The following is a 23,174-nucleotide window of genomic DNA, read 5'->3' as shown; positions in this document are numbered from 1 at the left end:
AAATTGAACTACTTTTATCCGGTTTAGTCATTCCTGAAAATGGATTTTTAAAGGTTAAAAATCCCCTTTATAAACTGATCTTTAATTTAGAGTGGGTGAATCAACAATTCAGCAGCCTACGCCCCTATTCCCAATCCCTAGAAGCCTGGGTTGCCCAACAAAAACAAGATGATTCTCGTTTGTTACGGGGACAAGCTTTGATTGAGGCTCAAAATTGGGCAAAAGATAAAAGTTTAAGCGATTTAGATTATCAATTTTTAAGCAAAAGTGAAGCTTTAGATCGACAAGAAACACAAAAAACTTTAGAAGCACAACGGGCAAAAGCAGTTGAAGCCAAAATAGCTGAGGAACGCAAAACTGCTAAACTACAACGGGTTTTACTCAGTGTTGTTAGTTTGGGGTTAATCACCGTTACTCTCTTAGCAGTTGTGGTTTTAATTCAATTTAATAGGGCTAGTAATAACGAAAAAATAGCGAGATTGAATGAAATTAAAGCTTTACTTTCTTCTGCGGAAGGAAAATTTGCTTCCGATCATCAATTAGATGCTTTAATCGATGGAATTAAAGCCAAAAAATATCTCAAAAAAACTCCAAAAGTTGATCCTCTATTTACTGCTAAAGTTGAACAATCTTTGAGACAAGTGGTCTATGGTACGAATGAATTTAACCGTTTAATTGGACATCGCGGCGGGGTATTAACCGTTGATATTAGTTTTGATGGTCAACTGATTGCCACCGGAAGTAACGATAAAACCGTCAAACTGTGGAAACGAGATGGAACTTTACTGAAAACCTTAAAAAATGACGCCACTGTACATCGGGTGGCTTTCAGTCCCGATAGCAATCTAGTGGTCGCCGCCACTTTAAACGGCCAGGTGAACCTCTGGCAATTAGATGGAACCCTCATCAGACAAATTAAAGCCCATTCAGCACCCGTTTGGGGCATTGCTTTCAGTCGTCAGGGGGATGTGATTGCTTCAGCCAGTGGCGATGGGACGGTTAAGTTGTGGTCGGTCAATTCCTTCCAACTCCTGCACACCTTCAAAACTAACCAGCAGGCCGTTTGGAATGTGGCGTTTAATCAGGATGGTCAAACCCTGGTGAGTACGGGATGGGATGGAACCCTGCAACTGTGGAGTCGAACCGGAAAATTACTCCATACCCTCACGGGTCATCAAGGAACCGTTTGGGATGTGGCCTTTTGTCCCCAGACTAATCTGTTTGTCTCCGTAAGTTCTGATTACACCGCTAAACTGTGGAATTTTGATGGCACCTTAATTAAAACTCTTGTGGGAAATAATGTGCTTCTGGGGGTAGATTGTAGCGAAAACGGTCAATATATTGTTACCAGTGGTAAGGATAATGTGGTTCAACTGTGGAAATCCGACGGGACTTTTATTCGTACCTTGAGAAAACATCAAGCGGTAATTCGAGATGTGGCCCTCAGTGGCGATGGGTTGATGGCAGCTTCTGCCAGTGATGATGGTATCGTCAAACTCTGGCAACGCAATCTTTATTTATTAAAGCCTCTTCATGGACATCAAGATACCGTTTGGGATGTGCAGGCCAGTCCCAATAATCGTTGGCTTCTTTCAACCGCAGATGAGACTCTGCGATTTTGGTATCGGGATGGAACCTTAATTCAGGTTGTGCGTGAAATGATGCGGGGTGCGTCTTTTAGTCCCGATAGTCGTAAGATTGCTGGAGGCGGGACACCAGAGGTTAAGCTGTATGAAATTCAGGACAGTGACCCCCCGACCCTAAAACGATTGAGAACTTTTAAAGGCCATCAAGCCACTGTGATTTCAACGGTGTTTAGTCCCGATGGCAAAAGGGTTGTTTCTGGAGGGGATGATCACACCCTGAAATTTTGGGATCTTCAAGGGAAATTGTTGCATAGTGTGGATGCTCATACGGAAAGAATTTGGAAACTGGCCTTTAGTCCTGATGGTCAGATTCTGGCTTCTGCAAGTGAAGATGGAACGGTGAAGTTATGGACATCGGAGGGAAAAGCCGTTACCACCTTAAAAGGACATGAAGGGGCTGTTTGGGGTGTAGCGATCAGTCCTCTGGGAAATTTGATCGCATCGGTGAGTCTGGACGATACCCTGCGACTCTGGAACCGGGATGGAACTCCAGTCGCCACTATTCCGGGCCAAAGTCGAGGATTAACGCGAGTGGCCTTTAGTGGCGATGGACAATTTCTGGCGACTGGAGGCATTGATAATACGGTTAAGTTATGGAATTTAGCCGGGGAATTAATCATAACTTTACCCGGACATCAAGGGATTGTTGATAGTGTAGATTTTACGGCGGATCAAAATGCCGTGATTTCAGGAGGAGATGATAGCACTGTGATCTTATGGGATTTAAAAAAAATTCGTGGCCTCAACGAATTACAATATGCTTGTAATTGGGTGAAAGACTATCTAAAAACTTCTCCTGAAGTTGAAGAAAGTGATCGAAGCTTATGTGACTAAAAAAGCTTTATTTTAATAATAATCATTTTTAATTATGAAAATCATTGATTGTTTTAAACCCGCTATTTCTGTGATTAATCAACTTAAATACCCTCAAAAATTTGTCCTGATTAGCTGCATTTTTATCATTCCTTTGAGTTTGATGATGTATCTGTTAATTTCTGAAGTCCAGACTCGGATTGATTTTGCAACTCAGGAACAGTTAGGGACTCTCTATCTTCGTCCTCTGCGTCAACTCTATCCCAAAATCTATCAAGCTCAATTATTAATGGCTAACCCGAATTTTAGCCGAGAAGACCAATCTCAATTACAACAACTGAAAAGGGAGATTACAGACCAGATTGAAATTTTAGAAAACCTTGATAGTAAAATTGGCAATCAATTATTAACAACAGATTTATTTAAACAATTTAAAGAAAGTTGGCGCACCTTAGAAGAAAATCAAAAACTGTGGAGTTTACAAACTCAAAAAGTCTATTCTTCTCTGATTTTAGAACAAATTAATCAACTTCGATTTCAAGTGGGAGATCAATCGAATTTAATTCTTGATCCTGATTTAGATACTTATTATTTAATGGATACTACGCTATTAAAATTGCCTGAAATTCATAAAATTTTAGTTGATATTTTATTAATCAGCCAAGATATTAGTCAACGAAATCAACAAGAGTTAACTCAAAAAGAATATTGGACAATTACAACTCTTTCAGGATTGTTAAATAATTATAATGAAAAGCTGAAGCGTTCCCTAGAGGTTTCTTTTAATCATAATCCGGCGGGAAATCTGCAACCAAAATTGGGAGACAAATTAAATTTACTCACCGATAATATTCAAACTTTGAATAATGGACTGAGTAATATGATCAGAACCGGAGATACGACTCATATACAACAGTATGCCCAAAATGCTGAATTGAATATAGAAGAAAGTTTGAAATTGTGGGATCTGACCATTGATGAATTAGATTTTTTATTACAGCTTCGGATTCAGGGTTTTATGGATCGACAAATCTTTTTATCGATCTTGGTTTTAATCACCTTATTAATCGTGATTTATTTATTTATTGGATTTTACCAATCCGTGATGCAAACGGTCAATAGTTTGAGTATTGCGTCTCAAAAAATGATTGCGGGGGAAATGAATGAAACTCTACATCTGGATAATCAAGATGAATTAGCAGATGTAGCTCAATCCTTTAATAATCTGGCTGTGGCTTTAGTGAAAGCCAATCAGGAAATTACTTCTCTTAATCAACAGTTAACCTCAGAAAATATTCGCATGAGTGCTGAATTACAAGTGACTCGTCAACTGCAAAAAATGATTTTACCCAATGAACGAGAATTATCAGAAATTGTCCATTTAGATATTGCGGGTTATATGGAACCAGCAGACGAAGTGGGGGGAGATTATTATGATGTTTTATATAATAATGGTATGGTTAAAATTGGGATTGGAGATGTTACCGGACATGGGTTAGAATCGGGGGTTTTAATGTTAATGGTACAAACGGCAGTTAGAACGTTAATTGCTAACGATGAAACTGATCCGATTCAGTTTTTAAATACCTTAAATCGTGTGATTTATGATAATGTTCAACGGATGAAATCGGATAAAAATTTAACCTTTTCTTTAATTGATTATTATAATGGATTCCTCAGCATTTGTGGTCAACATGAGGAAATGATTGTTGTGCGATCGCAACGACAACCGGAGGCTGAATCTCATGCCATTATCGAAAGAATTGATACAATGGATTTAGGATTTCCCATCGGTTTAGAAGCCGATATTACTGATTTTATTGGTTCTATCAATATTAAATTAAATTCAGGGGATGGTGTTGTTTTATATACCGATGGAATTACGGAAGCTGAAAATCATCAAGGGAAATTTTATTCCTTAGAAAAACTGTGTGAAATTGTCAAACAAAATTGGCATTTAACCGCCTCAGAAATTCGCAAAGCGGTGATTAATGACGTGCGATCGCACATTGGAAAACATAAAGTTTATGATGATATTACCTTAATCGTTCTGAAGCAGAAATAGCTAGATTTATAACGGATAATTCTGTTGTAAAAAGGCTTCCGCAGACGCGCGATCGCATACTTCCCCATCTAATGTCATTGTTAATAAGTCATCTAACATTTGTTTAAATTGACGGCCTGGTTTATATCCCATTGATTTTAAATCATTCCCATTTAAAGCAGGTTTAATCTCTCGTAATTGTGTTAAATAGTTCCAAATGCGTCGTCTAATTTGTCGATCTGAGTGAATGGCGATTAAAATTAACATGGGTAAACTATAAGGTTTAAATAACCAGAAAACCTGACTATTTTTTTCGGCTTGAGAAAAGGTTTCCAGAATTTGATCTTTAGCCGATTCTAAAGTTTTTAACCGTTCAATACTTTCAATCTGTAATTGAAGAGTTTGAGCTACTTTTTCTCGATATTGAGGTGATAAATAGGCAATTAATACTTCTAAGCGCACTTCCCAATGGGTTAAGGTTCGTTGTGGATCAAACCGTTGTAAACAGCGATCCACAGACCGAACTTGTCGCCATAACTGCGGTGTCAACTCTAACTTAGGATGAATACATCGTAAAGCTTTTAACTCTCCTAAAAGTTGCAAAGATCGCTTCCAATAGGGAGACTGTAAAATATATCTTAACTCACTTTTTAAACGGGTTTCTAACGCCGGAACTCGACGATTTTGATCAAAAGATTTATTACTTTCTTCCCGTTGTTTTTCATAAATTCCACTACCAATCGCATAACGAATATATTCTTTAGTTTGAGTTTCAATTTCAAACCCTAAACGCACCGCAAATCGCACCGCACGATAAATTCGAGTCGGATCTTCAATAAAACTATTAGAGTGTAAAACTCTAATTTTTCGTTGTTCTAAATCTAAAACTCCCCCAAAAAAGTCTAACAATTCTCCAACCAGGGGAGGCGTTAACCGCAAAGCTAAGGCATTAATGGTGAAATCTCTTCGATATAAATCTTGACGAATTGAACTCGCTTCTACCTCTGGATTTGCCGCCGGATAGGGATAAAATTCGGTTCTAGCAGTGGCAATATCAATCCAAAGAGAATCTAAAATCGGATCATTATGCCATAATAAAGCAGCCGTTTGAAATTGTCCATGAACGTCTAATCGCGCCGCAGGATAATGTTTTTGTAAATCCGTCGCTAATTCCCAAGCCGTGGAAACAGAAGATAAAGGATCTCCATCAGCATTCGTATTTCCATAACATCCATCGACGACAATATCAATATCACTTAATATTACTGTTTTTTCTGGTTCTGCTAAGAGTAAATCTCGAACCGCACCTCCAACTAAATAAACTTGCCATCCCCGTTTCTGAGCTAAAAAAGAAAGGCGATTTAATAAGGTTAATAGTGGCGTTGCTAATCGTTCTTGTAATAATTCATCTAAGGTGGAACAACTCACCCCCGGAATACACCCTTTTAAGGGGGATTTTTGCGGACGTTGTTGTTGATGAAGTAACCTTAAAACATCGGTTCGGGTAACAATTCCGACTAAATTTCCTTGATCTAAAACAGGCAACCGTCCAATATCATACGTTACCATTAAATATTCGATTTCGGGTAAGGTTGTATCGGGGGTAATGGTTTTTAATTGCGGGGTCATATATCCCTTAACGGGTGCATGACTAAAGCCATGATGTAAGGCAATATCTAAATCTCGACGGGAAATAATTCCCACTAATTGATCTTGTTCGTCAACAACTGATAGACCCGAATGACCATAGCGTAATAAAATTCGATGGGTTTCTTCAACAGACGTGTCAGGACGGATAGTTCTCACCGGAGAAGACATTAATTCTTTTGCTGTTGGCGGGTGAGGAATTTGTGCTTTTAATTGTTCAACTAATTGATTTAAAATTTGGGAAAAATTACCTTCTTTTAAGCTAACTGAAGCCGCACGGGTATGTCCGCCACCGCCATAAGGTTTAAACAGTTCATTGAGATTTGTTTTTTCAATTCGAGACCGTCCAATAATACTTAATCGATCCCCTTCTCCTTTCCCATATTGATGTGCTAAGAGTAAGGCATCGCTTTCCGTTAAATCGATTAATTCCGACGCAACACTCGATAAACCGGGTACATATTCATCGGTTTTTAATAATACCCAAGCAACGGTATATCCTCGAATGGTTGATTTTTTTAGCTGGTCTAATGCCAAGGTTAATAAATCTTGTAATTTAGGCGGTAAACCCGGTTCTACATATTCTGAAATCACAGGTAAACTAGCACCTTGCTGCATTAACCACGCTAACGCCATGGCATCTCTCGCAGTGGAATGGGGGAAGGTTAAAGATCCTGTATCTAAATGAATTCCTAACGCCATCACCGTTGCTTCTGCTGTGTTTAAAACCAACGGTTGAGCAGAATTTTGAGCGAAGATTTGTAATTGTTCAACAATTAAAGTTGTGGTGGCACCTACGGCTTCAATATAGGTTTCTGTAGCGGGAATATCGGATTTTATATCGGGATGATGATCATAAATTCTAATGGTTGATAAATGGGCTAATTTAAACCATTCTGCACTTTTTCCCAAGCGATCGCAACTTTGGGTATCAACCACAGTAATTGAATGAATTTTATTGGGATTAACAGATCGACGTTCAATTAATGGAAATTCATCTCGATAAAACGCTAAAAAATCTCTGACCGCCGGATGACTTCCCCCGGACAATACTATTCGACTTCCGGGGTAAATTCGAGTCAGTCCCACCGCCGCACCCAAGGCATCAAAATCAACAGTTGTATGGCATAAAATTAAGTGCATAAAATTAAAATATGTGGAACAGGCATCTTGCCTGTTAATTAAATTAACTCTTTCATTAATTTTACCATAAAAAATCCATCCATATTCTGTCTATGGGGCCAGATTTTAATCCAGCCTTCCGGTTCAGGAGAAAGGATAAAATTCCCAGGAGGCGGTAGAATTTTCCAGTTAGAATGTTGACTTAAAAAGGTTTGAATTAAGGTTTCATTTTCTTGGGGATGAAGAGTACAAGTAGAATAAACTAAACAGCCTCCCGGTTTAACCCAGGTTTGGGTAATTTCTAATAGTTCGGCTTGCAGTTGAGACAACTCTTGAATATTTTTAGGATCATGTCGCCAGCGTCCATCAGCCCGCCGATGTAACGTTCCTAAACCCGAACAAGGTGCATCTAATAATAGCCGATCCGCAACCTCAAAATAACCTTTTAACTCCCGAATATCTCCCTGTTGAGGATAAATAGAATTCAGTTGTAATCGGGTTAAATTTTGCTGAACTTTTTTTAATCGAGATTTAATCGAATCAAAGGCTAAAATCTTACCTTGATCTTGCATTAATTCAGCAATATGAGTTGTTTTTCCGCCCGGTGCGGCACAAGCATCAATAATCACTTCTCCAGGTTGCGGATCTAATAAATAACTTACCCATTGAGCACTACTATCTTGAATTGACCACCACCCTTGATCATAACCCGGTAAATTTTGAATTGAGCCTATACTTCCCGTTAATCTTAATCCTAGAGGAAGTCCAGAAATTCGATTAACAGAAATTCCCCTTTCTTGAAATTCAGATTCTACTATTTCTAAGGTTGTTTTTAAGGGATTAATTCTTAAATCAATTGTAGGAGATTGATTAAACCAATGACAAAGCTGTTCTGTTTCTTCTAATCCTAAAGTATCTAACCAAAATTGAATCAGCCAGTCAGGAAAACTATAGAGAATTCCTAATTTTTCGATGGGATTTTGGGGTAACTCAAAACAGGTAAAAATAGAATCAGGTGTTTCTAAAAGACAATTTTCCTGTTCTCGAATATAATGTCTTAATATCCCATTCACAAAACCGCTAAAGTGCGTTAAGCCATTTTGTTTAACTAATTCCACACTGGTATCTACCGCAGCCGAATTGGGAATCTGATTGAGATAGCAAATTTGATAAAAACCAAGATGTAGTATAGTACGAATATCCGGGTGCTGTTGATGGGATTTTTTAGAAGCTAAGTAATCGATTAAGGTATCGAGCGATCGCCTTCTACGAACACAGCCATAGACTAATTCGGTGGTTAAGCGTCGGTTAATATCCGATAAATCAGATTGACGAAGCCATTGATCTAAAACCACATCAGCCAGCCCACCCCGTCGGTTAATGTCTCGGAGAGCTAAAAATGCAACTTGGCGCGGATTATTATTCACAGTTATTTTAACACTCAATTCAACTTAATTGGACAATAATTTATCCCAGATAGATTGTATTGAACTCATAGCTGAAACCCCAAATAAACCATGACTACAACTGACTCAAGACTATCAGAAATTGGTGCATTTATTCAAACCAACCTCAAGAAATTTTCTTCAAATTTAGCTCCAACTAAAGCTCAAACTTATGACGATTGGCGAAAGCATTTTATCCACCAACGTTTGAGTTTAGGCTTTACCTTAGCTCTGATTTCCTATTTTACCTTTACTATCTCAGAAGTTAACAATTTTTTCTTCAATCGGGATTATTTTCATCCCTCTTGGTTAGCTACACAAGTTATCGTTGAGTCGGGTTTAATTCTCGGTTTAGTCATTCTGCGAACTCCCCTCGGAATTAAATATCCGGGACGGATGTTTCTTTTATTTTCTTGGCTGGTAACAATTACCCCTCAAATTCGAGAAACTTTAGGGGGAATGGCCCGTGCTTCTATTATTGAATGGCCGTTAATGTTTTTTTCTCAAGCTACATTAATTCCCGTTTATTGGCCATTACATTTAATTTCTCAATTAGGGGTTTTTATCTATTATCAAGGAAGTCAAATTTTATTTAATTTAAAAGTTGTTCTTCCCGCCGATTGGATGACGGCTAATTTCTTATTTCTTTATCTATTTTGGATTTGTTTAATTTGCAATCTTTCAGTGTATTTATATGATCGGTTAGCTCGTTCGGAATTTAAGTCTCGTCAAGCCTTAGAAAAAGCTTATGATCAAGTTAAAGAAGAACAGGAACGCTCCGAAAGTTTACTCTTAAATATTTTACCCCATTCCATTGCCCAGCGGCTAAAACTACAACCCAGTACCATTGCGGATAGTTTTACCGATGCAGGGGTTTTATTTGGCGATATTGTGGGTTTTACGGAACTTTCAGGACAGTTTAATCCGGCTGAATTAGTTAATTTACTCAATCAAATCTTTTCGGAATTTGATCATTTAGCTGAATTACATGGGTTAGAAAAAATTAAAACTATCGGGGATTCTTATATGGTGGTTTCCGGTTTACCCATTCCCCATGATGATTATGCAGAAGCGATCGCAGATATGGCTTTAGATATGCAACGAACCCTGAAAGAATTTAATGTTAAAACTCAACACAACTTTCATATTAGAATTGGAATTGCGACAGGCCCAGTTGTTGCGGGAGTGATTGGAATTAAGAAATTTATTTATGATTTATGGGGTGATACCGTTAATATTGCGAGTCGGATGGAATCCCATGGCCTTGCTGATGAAATTCAAGTCACAGAAGCAACCTATTTAGCCTTAAAACACAGATATTCATTTGAAAAACGAGGATTAATTGAGGTGAAAGGAAAAGGAGAAATGACCACCTATTTATTAAAGGGAAAACAGACTCAAGGGGTTCAGGTTAGCATTCATTAACCCTTGAATCTATAAACCTATCAAGATCAGACACTCAGGATTAGGATTAGAATTTCCGAAAAACAGGTCTTGACGGTTGTGGTTATTCTTAGAGACAATCAGAATTAAGACTATTAATCTGGTTAGAATAGAATGGACTAAAATCTATGAAAGCAACCCTATTATCTTTAACTCTAATCCTGTCCTTGAGTATGGGTCAGATTGTTCAAGCTAAAACCCTAACAGAAAATGAACTTTTGGGTTTACAAGACTCACCAATGGTAAATGAAATAGCCCAAAATACTGCATCAATTAGCATTGGACAAGCCGCCGATCTAATCACAGAATGGTTAAATGCCAAATCGAGGATTTTTGCTCCTCCCTTTGACCTTCAGCTTGTTAGCCAATTAACCACAGGGACGTTATATAACGATACCTTAAAAGCGATTGATTTTTTAAGGAATAACGATGCTTTCTATCAATATGGAGTCCAGAAAGTTGAATCCGTTGAACGGTTTGCAGCATCAGGAAATAAAGCGACCATAGAAGTTAAAGTAACTGAGGATACAACCTTATACAAAAGGGGTCAAATTCTTGAAAGTAGCTTTAATACAAAATTAGTGCGTTATAATTTAGAAAATTGGGATGGAATTTGGAAAATAGCAAACTCTCAAGTTTTGAATTAAACACTCCTGAAAATAGCGATCGCTATTCATGAATTATGGTACAAGAACTGATTAATTTAAGAACCTGCATTGAAGAACAACGCTATGATGAAGCGTTAATAATTATTGAGGAATAAGAAGCCGAACGAATTATCAATAATTTTACAAATATAAAATTGATTTTACTCAAGTAAAATATTGATTAAAATCGGTATTATAGTTCTCAGCATTTGTTTTTATATTTTCCTAAAAAAATATTTACTTCATAGACAAGAAAAAATTAAGTTAAGAAAATATAAGTCTTATAGGTATTTCTAATTCCTATGATACCATAAAGAAAAGTTATTTTGGGAGATGATCATAAAATCAAGTCTTCTAAAGCTTTTGATTATCCATCAAAAAGGAGATTAAATTATGCCTAGCGGTCAACAAATCTCTAGTTATTCGCAAATTTATCGAGATATAAAAAAAACAATTCATTATCATCGTCAAGATACTTATTGGAGTTGTGTGATTTTCCTGATTATGCAATATTCTATTCCTGTATTGTCAGCATTTTTAACAGCTGTTATTGGCACAAAAATGTTTTCCGAAAATGTTGTTTTATATATGGGAATTTTACTGACAGTGTTAGGAACTTTTAACTCAATTTTAAAGCCTGCTGAAGGTTATGAATGGGCAGCTAGTTTTTCTAATAAGTTTGAAGAATTTGAGAATGATTTGAATCTATCAATGATAGAATTAGGAGCTAGAAGCGAAACAAAAGAATCTGATTATATTCAACTTTTAAGAACGACTAATCATAATTTAGCAAAATTGATTGATGAACGAAATCAACGACAAATCGCTTTCTTTAGATCTAGACCTACTGAAGTAGTTAATGAACTTCCTGTAATTGCTGGGGATACAGAGTAATTTTTTTCAAGGCAAAGGGTAAGCAATCTCGTCCAAAACAAATTTAATATCATTCGAGGAGTTGATCAAACCTTAATCGACTTACCCGGAGGAATGGCTTGGAAAGAAGGACATTAAATCTCTCGTGAAAAAACCGGGTTTCTCATTGTTATTTCGGTAAAAACAACAAAATTCCTGTTAAGAAACCCGGTTTCTGTTTTCGGTGATTTACAGTTTATTAATCATCGGCATAAATATAACGGCACAGATCTTGGGGATCAGGTTCAGGGCTACTTTGGGCAAATTCAACTGCATCATCAATAGTCGCTTGAACTTGTTGATCAATTGCTTTTAATTCCTCCTGGGTTGCTAAATTGTATTCCGTTAAATGAGCCGCAAATTTTTTAATCGGATCACGAGCAAACCAAAATTCCTTCTCATCTTTATCCCTTAATTCATCAGGATCAGCCAAAGAATGCCCCCGGAAACGATAGGTTAACGCTTCCACTAAGGTTGGGCCTTCCCCAGCACGAGCGCGAGCAACGGCCTTTTTAGCCACTTCTCGAACCGCCAAAACATCCATCCCATCGACTTCATAACCCGGCATTCCAAACGCAGGGCCTTTTTTGTAGATTTCGGGGTCAGAAGTTGCCCGCTCATGGGCCATCCCGATCGCCCATTTATTATTTTCGACCACATAAATAATTGGCAATTTCCATAATGTTGCCATATTCAAACATTCAAAGAATTGACCGTTATTACAAGCACCATCCCCAAAGAAACACATCGTTACTTGATCCGCATTGGGATCATTCATGGCTTCCCGACGGTATTTACTTTGAAAAGCAGCCCCCATAGCCACCGGAATTCCTTCAGCGACAAAGGCAAACCCCCCTAATAAATTATGTTCAGAGGAGAATAAGTGCATCGAGCCACCCCGACCCTTAGAACAGCCTGTAGCCTTGCCAAATAATTCCGCCATGACTTGACGAGGGGGAACCCCAGCACTCAACGCATGAACGTGATCCCGATAGGTACTACAAACATAATCTTCATTTCGGCGACCGGCGCGGATCATCCCCGTCGCAACGGCTTCTTGACCGTTGTACAGGTGGACAAAACCGAACATTTTGCCCCGATAATACATCTCAGCGCATTTATCTTCAAATAACCGCCCCAAAACCATATCCTCATACAGCATTAACCCTTCATCACGGGTTACAGCCGTTGCATCCGCCTTAAACGTCGGTAACGTGCGTTCCTGTACCATTGTTTCCAATCACCTTGACCAATTTGAATTTATATTTTACCAGGGGTGTTTCATCTTCAAGTTAAAAAGACTAAAAAAAGAGGGCTGGGACTAGCCGTGCTTGCTGGCGCATCGCTATTTAATAAAATCAAAAGCGAGGGCGATATCACTACCTATCAGGATAGCAATTTTTTTGTCAAAAAACAATGCTAAATTCTTTTTTTCTGCTATACTTTTAAAACATGAAACCCCTCTGGGGGAAGGCGTGGTGGTACGCTTTCTCTTGCTCACCCACAGTCAATCGCTAACAGCCAACCATTCATGACATTTATATCTGTTCTCTACGCACTATTTTTATTAATTCTATTAATATTTTATTGGATTTTTCCTTGGAAGTTTTGGCGACTTTTTATCCTATTAATAGCGAGTCTAATTTTTTACAGTACATTACAAATTCAATATATTCCTTTACTGTTGCTATGGACAGTATTTAATTTTGGTTTAGCCTTAACCATTGTAGAACCCCAAGAATGGGAAATTCCTCACATTTCTTGGAATCGTCGTCGCTCTTTCTTATTAACCCTAGGCATTATCATTAATGTTTTAATTTTAGTTGGGTTTAAATATTTACCTTTTATTTTCAATATTGTAGGAACCGCGTGGAATCTTCCTGTGATTATTAATACCGGGAATTGGATTGATCAATATGTCATGGCTCCTTTAGGGTTAAGTTTTTTCTGCTTTGAACTCATCGCTTATTTAGTTGATGTTTATCGAGGCGCACCCGCATCTACTTCTCTCCTGGAATTTGCCGCTTATAAACTATTTTTTGCTAAATTAATTTCAGGGCCAATTACTCGTTATCATCATCTCAATACTCAATTTAGAACCCTAAAATTTCCGGTTCCTGAACAAATTGCTGATGGGCTATGGTTACTGGCTAGAGGTGCCATGAAGAAAGGGTTGTTAGCTGATAATTTAGGGATTTTAGTCGATCTCAGTTTTAGTAATTTACAACGAGCCGGAAGTGGAGATTTGTGGTTAGCCACCTTTGCTTATGGATTACAATTATATCTTGATTTTAGCGGTTATGTTGATTTAGCCAGAGGTACAGCATTACTCTTAGGATTGAGTTTACCGATTAACTTTGATGCCCCTTATTTTACTACCAGTATTGCTGATTTTTGGCGACGTTGGCATATAACATTAGGAGATTGGTTACGGAATTATTTATATTTTCCTTTAGGCGGTTCTAGGGTAGGATTATTTCGCACTTGTCTGAATTTAATCATCGTTATGTTAATCGCTGGAATTTGGCATGGTGCAGCTTGGGGATTTGTTGTTTGGGGAGGATTACATGGTTTAGCGTTAGTAATTCATCGCCTCACAGATGCAATATTTACGAAATTATCAATCACCTGGATTTGGAAGAGTTTACCCGGTGTTTTCATCGCTTGGTTAATCACTCAATTAATGGTATTTACCGCTTGGATTTTCTTTAGAATTCCCAATTTACAAGATTCTGGATGGGTCATTCATCATTTATGGGGTCATACGGCTGATGTACAGTTTGCTCATAAAGTTTATGTTGAAGCTTTAGGTTTAGAACGACATAATCTTGTCATTGTATTAGCTTCTGTTTTTGGATTAATGGCTTTCACAACGTTCTTAAACCGAGGGTTAAAATTAGAGTTAAATTGGACAGTTAAATTAGGCTTAGTTCCCCTTAGCTTTTTCGCAGTTTGGCTATTAGCACCTGAAGGGGGTTTACCTTACATTTATTTTGATTTTTAATAGTTATAAAAAGCAATAGGAAAGATTTTAACTGATTTCTACTGTTTTAAGTAAAGTCAAAAATGGCTGAATATCAATCCAAATATCTTCAGAAAAATTTCGAGGATAGGTGAAACGATGCAGATAGTATCCCGGTAAGGTTTCGCCAATATAATAATAGTAATCTAATTCTACTAAATTACTAATCCACCAATAGCAATGATAAACATAATTCGGCGAAAATAATTCAATCACTTTCGTTCCCGGTTGACAAAATACTAAATTCGTTAAACCACTCCCATGAGGTGCAATAATCAGTTCAGCTTGAGAAAATAAAGCCGCTTGTTCAACAACGGACATTGATTCTAATTGGACAGATTCAACTCCGAAGGGTTTTAAAATAGTTAATAACTCATCCTCATTCAAAACTCGACGGCTTTTAGCGGAATTTCGAGTAATATAAATTCGCTTAAAATTAGGTAAATTTGAAATCAAATCTGGAATCAAAAATTGTTGTTTTAAGAAATCGCACGTCCATTTTGGCATCCAAGCGACACAACCGGGAAAAGAAGGGACAATTAACTCTGTGGCTTGAACATGATGAAGGTTATGAATATTGATTTGTTGATTTTCGGGAATTCCTAATAACTCTAAAGTTTCCTGCTGAAAATGACAACGATTATCTACAATAAAATAATCAATATTATCCAGATTAATATTGCTTTTTCTCAATAATTCAATTCGCGGTAACACATCTAACATCCAGTGAAAATAAACAGAATTTGAAAGTCCTGCTAGAACAGCGACAGTTCCTTGAATCTGATGAATAGGAGGTAATTTTTGAACCGATAAAATGGAGTGATGTCTAGGATGTTTTTCAGGATGACCTGGACTTAATAAAGGAAATTCAGGGGAAAGATCGCCTAAAAAATGCTGTTCAGTTGTCAAAATTGCCGATTGAGTTTGATCAGAACTTAACCAAAACCTTCCTTGTAATAATTGAACCACAAAAGCAGAAGGAAGTTGAATCTTTTGACCAAATCTAAAACTAAAATGAATCGAATGATCAAGAGATTTAGGGGGTTTTAAATCAACAACCATTTCAGAATAAATTTGTTGATAATTAAGTTGATTTAAAGAATTAAGCTTGAGCCAATCTTTGGTTAATTCATCAAACTGAGTGGGTGGGTTAACAGCTTGAACTTCGGAAAGATTCAGATTAGGGTTCAGTTTTCCAGTCTGAAATAAATGGTTCAGTAAACTATCAACTAAAACTGTCATTGAGGATTCTTTTTCTAAAGCTTTTTTAAAATAAAATAGACCGTCTTCTGTTTGATAATTATAAACCAATAAAAATCCAAAATATCCTAAATATAAAGCAGATTCTGAATGTTCTTTTAAACTCTGTTTTAAATAGTAAATTGCTTCTTGAATTTCTCCAATATTAAATAAAGCTTGAGCTAAATTATAATAAGCTTCAATCAGATTAGGATTAAAATCAATTGCTTCTTTCAAATAGGTTATTGCCTTTTGAAACTGTTCTAATTTTAACCAGCATTTTCCCAGAGCTAAGTTATAATCTGCTTTATTCTTGTTCAGATCAATTTTACTATCAGTAACAGTTTTGGTTTTGAAAACAGATAAAGAACCTGACAAATTTGCAGCCCAATAACACTGAAGTGCTTCTACATAATCCTGTTTCTGATCATAAAATATATTCCCATAAGTTAAATAAACTTCAAAATTATTAGGAGCAATCTCTTGTGCTTTTTTAAGCAAAATTAATGCTGATTTGGGATCAAAATCCGATAAAATCTTACCTAGACAAAGGTATAAATCTATCTGTTCTTGCGAAGGTAAATATAATAATTTTAAAAGTTGAATAGCAAGGGGATTAATATTAGGAGTCAATAGAGTTTCGTTTGGAATTTTTTGAATTAAAGCCTGATAAAATTGAGGCTGTTGTTCCAGTGCTTGTTTAAGAGCATTAATTCCTGATTCTAATAATCCTTTGATAATTAAATTAATTCCTAAATCACTATAAGCAGGTGCATAATTGGGTTGAAGTTGAATTGACTTTTTAAACGCATCAATTGCCGATTCCCATTCTTGAATTTGAGTAAAACAAAGCCCTAATTGATAAAAACTTAAATAATCTGGGGAACGCTGAATCACTTCTTGATAACATTGAATCGCCTGCTCAAATTGTTCTAATTTTTGATAAAGAATCGCTTGATTAAGATAAGCAGAACAGTGATTCGGTTGCAATTCAATTCCTCTTTGCCAAACCTCAATTGCTGTTTCTAAATCGCCTTGAAGTGCAAGGGCTTGACCTAAATCATCATAAATTTCAATATCTGTCTCACACCAGTCTAAAATGGCCTCATAAATCTGTTGTGAAAATTGAGGATATTGAGAGGATAAATAATTTTCTGCGTGACCTTTTAAAAAATTAACAAATTCAGTAATTTCAGGGGCTTCTAAATCTAAATTAAATTGAGTAAAAGCCGAAAACCAAATTGTTTGAGCTTGAAAGGAATCTCCGTGTAATAACCAAGATAATCCTAAATACCAATAGTTAGAAATAACATCAGGAAACTCTAAAATACACTGTTCATAAATTGAGATGGCTTCTAAAAACTGTTGTTTGTTCAAAAAACGATTTCCTTGCGCTTGCAGGGAATTCATAGAACATAATAACTCCTCTTCCCCTCCCACAATTGGGGAAGGGACAAAGCTTTCCGTTGAGTCTGGATTTTCTGACATTGATTAACTTTTTTCTGGGTAATGTTAATTTGATTGTACTTCAGCTTCTAATATTTTTTGAATCCGATCATGAGTTTGTTCTAAATGTGCTAAGGTATAAGCATCCATTTTATCCTTTTGTCGCTTTAATGTTGTTTCTAACTGTTGATTTAACTGTTTAAGTTGATACCAAGCCAAGGTTTCCGCATCTTCAGGAACGGTAATTTTTCGTAACACCATCTCACTCAAAATTTCCAGATGTTCCCGTTGTAAAGAACGCCGAATACTCGAAATCTCAATATTGCCATTATTCGCTATAATTTCTGACCAAATTCCATTTTGAACTGTTTCAAATAATTCGGGTAAACTTAAAGCATTATTGGCTGTTGTTTTTAATTCTAAATCTCGCAGCCGGAAGAGCCGAGTTGAAGCAAATAATTCGTGTAAAATATAACGCTGAAACCAACTAATTCGGCGAGTAATGGGATAATCTAAGTAACTATTTTGATCAGGATTTGCCCAATCTGACCACCGTGCAGGGGCTAACTGATTTAAGAGATTGGGAGAAAACTTAAAGATTTTATCGGTAAAAACATAGGTTTGCAAAAGTTTTAAAGCATCCCGTTGTTTTTCAATTGAAATGGGTTCAAAAGGTAAACGATGATATCCTTCTCCTCCTCGGGTTCGATTAAAGGATTGTCCGCCAATATAAAGGGTTAAATTAATCGCTTGAGTGGAATAATAATCAAAAATTGTATCGAACATTTTCCGCATTTTATCATAGCCTTCTCCATCACGAGGAGTATAATTTTCTAACCGTTTCCACATCTCAACGGAATTATCTAATTGCCATTGAGAATATTTCAACATATCATTACTTAAATCTCTGGTATTGGTAGCCGGGTCAAGAAAAACCCCCCAGAAATCTTCATCGGTTGCATAGGCTAATTCCCGTTGAGTTGCACGTTTAGCAATGTCTTGTAATGCTTGCCATTCTCCTTCCGGTGTTGTGCTGCTAATAGGTTTATAACCATATTCAATTGCCCATTGATCATAAGGCCCTATTTGGGTAGGAAAATAATCTCCCTGGGGTGTTCCTTGAGGCGCTAAATTGACTGGAATATAATCCATAACTGAACTCACTAATCCTTTCGTTTGAGTAATTTCAGGATTATTTAATTCCTCTGGAGATAGGAGGGTACTGCCTTGAAAATTATGTCTTAATCCCAACGTATGCCCGACTTCATGGGAGATTAAAAGACGTAAATATTGCTGAATATAAGCTTCCATTTGGGGGCTATTAGGCCCAATATTTTCTAACAGGGATAAAGCTGTTGTACCAATCGTTAATTGTTCATTAGAAGCACTGCGAAAACAAAATTCTTCGGCAATATTAGCAGGAGATTGATGATTTTTTTCAGCTTGAGATTTCTTTGCCATCGAATAGGCATATAATCCAATTGGGCAAGGTTGATTAGCAGTTACCAATGATGAATTATTATCCTCATCTCCCTCAAACATCATAGCAGAATTTGAACCTAAAAAGACAGACACAGCCCCCTCTTGTAAACTTCTAAGGGCACTGCTTTCGATAATAATATCTGCATCTAAAATTTCCCCGGTAAACGGGTTAGTATGGGAGGGGCCATAACCATTAAAGGAAGACTTAAAGGAGGTAGACCAACGAATCGTATTATAACGCACATCTGCTGGATTCCAGGAAGCATTATCAGGCATTTGTTCGACTAGAATCGCATTTATAAATCCGGCTTGTTCAAAGGCTTTATTCCAAAATAAAATTCCCTCTCGAATTCCCTCTCGATATTCTAAAGGAACGGTATTTTCTATCCAAAAAGTAATGGGTTTAATCGGAGGAGAAAGTGGCGCAGTTGGGTCTTGTTTTTGTAAATTCCAGCGATTAATATAACGAACAATTGAAGATCTATCGGTGCGCCCAGATAAATCTTTATAGGTTGTTGTAAAATATCCCACTCGTTCATCCGCTAACCGAGGACGATAACTATTATTAACAGGAACAGCTAACAAACTATAACGAACTTTTAAATTAAAGGTACGATTATCGGGTAAAGAAGGAATTGATTGTACAGTCCCATATTGCCCCATAGAAAATCCAAATATAGACTCGATTTCCAGATTTTCAGGAAAGGATTGGATTTGAGAAATATAAGACTTACTGGGATCAATTGCATACTGATTCTTTAAAAATTCTGAAAATTCAATCATCAATCCAGGTAAATCACTTTGACTATTGAATAAATCACGGATTTCTATTAATATTGTTTTTCGTTCAGGATGAATACTTAAAATGGGCAGAGTTTGTAAAACCGATTCACTAAAAGAACGATTGATTGAACGAGTTTGGGGATCATTTTCTTCAGTCCGAAAATTAATATTAGGAACAACCACTTGAATTTTATTCTCTACAGACCGGAATTGGAACAGGAGATCCCTAAGATTTGTTCCGCTTACAATTCCTTCTTCTCCAATCCCTGATTCTAATGTAGCAAAAGATAGAAAATTTTGATTCAACTGTTCAGGTTTTAATTCAAGATAAACTTTACCCGATTCTTTATTCTGATAAATTGTAAATAACCCTTCTAATTTTTCACTTCCTTGAATCACTTGATCAAAGGGTTGTTGGGTCACTTGTTGAGCCACTAAATAGTCTTTTAAATCCGAGAGAGAAACCTCTTGAGCATTAACTTGAGACAATCCTACTGTTATGATTAAAAATGACATCAAGCCCAACAAAACAAAACGTTTTGCCTTTCTAAATTTGGTCATTATCCGCGCTATCCCTTTTGGCAATCTGGTTTTCATGTTCTTTAACCCTATACAGTTATCAGTAGGGGCGGGGTTCCCCCGCCCGTACTCAGTTATCAGTTAATAGAGGTGAATTGGCGTTACAAATTAAAGACTGATGACTGATTACTTGTACAGACGTACCATGTAGAGACGCGCCATGGCGCGTCTCTACTGGTTTCGGCCAAGAAATTTGTTGAAGTTCAACTAATTTTTGAGAAACAGCAACTGCACCATATTGATTTAAGTGACTGGGATCAGAAAAATAGTGATAAGTTTGTAACCATTCTCTGGATAAATCAATAAAAATTAGTCCTGTTTCTTCACTGATGGATTTCATCAGATCTTGGAATTTTTCCTCATAAGCTGTGCGAATCGAATCAAGATAATCTTGTGTCAGTGGCATATTAACAAACACGATATCAGAATTTTTAGATTGCACATATTCAATCAGATTTTTTAAAGCAGTGGTTTGTTTTCCCTCTAATTCAAACCCTTGATAATCTCCATCATAATAGCCTGAAACTTGAGAATGAGTTTGATAATAAACTTCAGGACTAAATTCAATAGATAGTGGTAAAAATCCATTGGCTTGAAACTCTGAGGTTTCTAAGTCTTGAGCATTTGAAGGTTCCGCTTCATCAACCGGGGATTTAACCTGGGGTTGAAAGGCTTGTCCCTTAATCACAGACTGTAACAGAAATTTCAGGCGATCGCGTTGTAGATATGTTTTTGAACCTCCAACAAACTGTTGATTTAAACTCGTTTGAAACTGCTCAAAACTTAATTCTCCTTGACGAATTTTTTGAGCGAAATCCCCTAAATTATATTGCCAATTTTGACTAAAAGGTTTTTCCTCCTCAACTTGAGACTGGATTTGAAATGTTCCTTGAGCAATTTGTTCATAGCCTTCCGAAGTTGAGATCGTTTCATACGTCCGATCTACTCGACCACTATTGAGAGCACGAACCCCATCGGCTAGGATAATCAACCTCGGCAATTGTTCAGGCGGCAAAATCTGACGAACAATCAAATCAACGACCTGTAAGGTGGCTCCATTCACCCCAAAGTTATAAACTTTTAACTCTCCATAACCTTGTGATCGTAACTCTTGTTCTAAAACCCCCGGATCAATGCCCCGTAATGCTCTGGAACTTCCAATTACTAGAATATCAGGCGGTCGTTTTTCCGTCAAAATAAAATGTTGATATCGCGCTAATTGCTCATCTAATTGGGGGCTTTTAAACGTTGGATAAAGAAATTGAGCTAACTGACACGCTTCTAACCCTAATTTTTGATCAGATAAACTACACTTTTTTGTTTTTAAGGTCGATGAAATAAAATCACTGGCATTAAATACACCATTTTCTTTGGAATTATTCTGATTTCGAGGAAGATTGGAGGCAATAACAACTTCTGGTGTTTTTTCCGCTAAATTACTTTGATTAGAAACGGTTATTCCACTGTTGCTCCCCTCATTGACCGGAATTTGTGCTAATCCTTCTCCTAATATTCCATCCAGTTGTACCACTAACAACCCTCCCAAGGTTCCCCAAACTAAGGCTAAGGCAATTTTTTGATATCGGCGGGTTCTGAGATCTTGCAGGGAAACCATCATCGCTTCCCGTGGCACGAACATACGGGTCGCTACTAACCCTTGGCCTATAATTTCTCGCCAATTGGGATAGATCGGGTTTTGGGGTTTGGGAGTATCTGTCTCAAGGGTATGGAGGTTTAAATCAGGACGCAGAACTAAGCTTCCCGGTTGTTGTACCAGGGTTTCAGCTTCGTCTGTCGGGGTGATAAAATCCGGTAAAGTCGCAGGAGTTGTATCCGGTTGAGTGGTTTTCAAATAAACCCCATAGCGCCATAAGGGCAGTTTCTGTCCCGAACGACGGCCATAAATTCGGACTCCCGCAATGCCACTAATGCGATGGGTGCGTAAAAATTGAGCAATAACCGGAGCAATCTGGGACTGAGACGGACAGGTAGCGGCTTCGGTCATCACGTGGAGTAGTTCTCCTTTTTGTAATAACAGGACGCGAATTCCTCCGGTGGCCAGTTTTAATTCTAAATCGGGATTAGTTAAACGAGTCAGAATGAAGCGTAAGGCGGACAGATTGGCTTGTTCAGCTAAGGTTAAGGCGGTGGGTTGTAGGTCGGAATGGTGGGCGGCGGGTAAATTAAGCCAATCAATCCAGATGGGAGTCCCTGGTTTAGGGTGGGTTGCAGTGGTTTCTAAACCATAGACCGTTGCCGCACAAATCCCTTGGGGTGCTAATAGATCTAATAGGGGGGCTACGATCTCCATGACCGTTTGTTTATCAGGAACTTGACGTTTGCGGGTTTTGGTTGTGCAGTGGCAGAATAAATGGAGTGTTGATTCTTTTAAGGTGGTTCGGACTTCTATTTCAAACTGACTAAATGTATCGTTAAGCAAACGGGCGATCGCTTGTTCATCTCCCCAACGTCCCCACTGTTTGAGAATTTTGTCCGGTGGGGTTAAGTCAATTCGTAACATCCAGTCGGGAGTTGATTCCCCCTGGACTTGCAACAAAATACACGCATCCCGAAATCCTTCTAGGTGTAACTGTCGTAACCGTTGAGCAATGGGTTGAGCGAGTAAGGACGGATCAGGACTATAAGCCGATTCACACAACACCCACAGCCGTCTCGCCGATGTTGTTGTTTCCTCTAGGTCTTGTTGTTTATCGGTTTTTTTGACCTTAGCCGCTCTTTCCCGAATCGTAACCTTGACCCCAACTCCCAACCCGCCTAAAATCTCGCTGAGATAACTAGCGATCGCATCAGGATAACCCTGTCGTGCCAAACTTTCCGTCGAAACTTCAATCGCGGGTTTCGGGTATTGGGTTTCGGGTTTCACCGAAGGAGTATCTATTATCT

Annotated in this window: 12 protein-coding genes; 6 read left to right on the top strand and 6 right to left on the bottom strand. The window is 37.6% G+C overall.

What is annotated here, in order from left to right; genetic code table 11:
• Positions 1–2,480: WD40 repeat domain-containing protein (locus IQ236_RS23625; protein WP_193871555.1), on the top strand; the 2,480-nt coding region annotated here is incomplete at its 5' end.
• Between the two features lie 34 nt (positions 2,481–2,514).
• Positions 2,515–4,524, top strand: coding sequence for a PP2C family protein-serine/threonine phosphatase (locus IQ236_RS23620; RefSeq protein ID WP_193871554.1), 2,010 nt, complete (start codon positions 2,515–2,517; stop codon positions 4,522–4,524).
• A 6-nt stretch (positions 4,525–4,530) separates the two neighbouring features.
• Here the strand turns inward: IQ236_RS23620 and IQ236_RS23615 are convergent, their stop codons facing one another.
• Positions 4,531–7,293 carry a CBS domain-containing protein gene (locus IQ236_RS23615; RefSeq protein ID WP_193871553.1) on the bottom strand — a complete coding sequence of 921 codons (2,763 nt, stop codon included), beginning with the start codon at positions 7,291–7,293 and terminating at the stop codon, positions 4,531–4,533.
• A gap of 38 nt (positions 7,294–7,331) precedes the next feature.
• A complete protein-coding gene (locus IQ236_RS23610; RefSeq protein ID WP_193871552.1) occupies positions 7,332–8,699 on the bottom strand; it encodes a 16S rRNA (cytosine(967)-C(5))-methyltransferase in 1,368 nt (455 codons plus the stop codon).
• Positions 8,700–8,789: 90 nt separating this feature from the next.
• Here IQ236_RS23610 and IQ236_RS23605 point away from each other — a divergent pair, with 90 nt between their 5' ends.
• The 3 genes from IQ236_RS23605 (at position 8,790) to IQ236_RS23595 (ending at position 11,701) form a co-directional block, all read left to right on the top strand.
• Positions 8,790–10,142: an adenylate/guanylate cyclase domain-containing protein gene (locus tag IQ236_RS23605; RefSeq protein WP_193871551.1), complete on the top strand. Its 1,353-nt coding sequence runs from the start codon at positions 8,790–8,792 to the stop codon at positions 10,140–10,142.
• Positions 10,143–10,288: 146 nt separating this feature from the next.
• The gene (locus tag IQ236_RS23600) at positions 10,289–10,807 is read left to right on the top strand and encodes an ARC6/PARC6 family protein (protein ID WP_193871550.1); all 519 of its coding nucleotides are present in this window, start codon (positions 10,289–10,291) and stop codon (positions 10,805–10,807) included.
• A 393-nt stretch (positions 10,808–11,200) separates the two neighbouring features.
• Positions 11,201–11,701, top strand: a complete 501-nt coding sequence (locus tag IQ236_RS23595; protein ID WP_193871549.1) for a hypothetical protein — start codon at positions 11,201–11,203, stop codon at positions 11,699–11,701.
• Between the two features lie 217 nt (positions 11,702–11,918).
• On the opposite strand, the gene pdhA is transcribed toward IQ236_RS23595, so the two are convergent.
• On the bottom strand, positions 11,919–12,950 hold the full coding sequence (gene pdhA, locus IQ236_RS23590; RefSeq protein ID WP_190520290.1) for a pyruvate dehydrogenase (acetyl-transferring) E1 component subunit alpha: 1,032 nt from the start codon (positions 12,948–12,950) through the stop codon (positions 11,919–11,921).
• A gap of 300 nt (positions 12,951–13,250) precedes the next feature.
• Here pdhA and IQ236_RS23585 point away from each other — a divergent pair, with 300 nt between their 5' ends.
• Positions 13,251–14,723 carry an MBOAT family O-acyltransferase gene (locus tag IQ236_RS23585; protein ID WP_193871548.1) on the top strand — a complete coding sequence of 491 codons (1,473 nt, stop codon included), beginning with the start codon at positions 13,251–13,253 and terminating at the stop codon, positions 14,721–14,723.
• A 27-nt stretch (positions 14,724–14,750) separates the two neighbouring features.
• Here the strand turns inward: IQ236_RS23585 and IQ236_RS23580 are convergent, their stop codons facing one another.
• From IQ236_RS23580 to IQ236_RS23570, 3 genes are all read right to left on the bottom strand, one after another.
• Entirely contained in the window at positions 14,751–17,468 is a 2,718-nt protein-coding gene (locus tag IQ236_RS23580; RefSeq protein WP_193871547.1) for a glycosyltransferase 61 family protein, read from the bottom strand.
• 24 nt (positions 17,469–17,492) lie between these two features.
• On the bottom strand, positions 17,493–20,252 hold the full coding sequence (locus IQ236_RS23575; RefSeq protein ID WP_193871546.1) for a zinc-dependent metalloprotease: 2,760 nt from the start codon (positions 20,250–20,252) through the stop codon (positions 17,493–17,495).
• Between the two features lie 88 nt (positions 20,253–20,340).
• Positions 20,341–23,174, bottom strand: a 2,834-nt coding sequence (locus IQ236_RS23570) for a hypothetical protein (RefSeq protein ID WP_193871545.1), incomplete at its 5' end; no start/stop codon positions are given.

The sequence above is a fragment of the Planktothrix mougeotii LEGE 06226 genome, assembly GCF_015207485.1.
Classification (GTDB): domain Bacteria; phylum Cyanobacteriota; class Cyanobacteriia; order Cyanobacteriales; family Microcoleaceae; genus Planktothrix.
The sequence above is the reverse complement of the archived record's forward strand: the minus strand, read 5'-3'. Positions and strand labels throughout refer to the sequence as shown.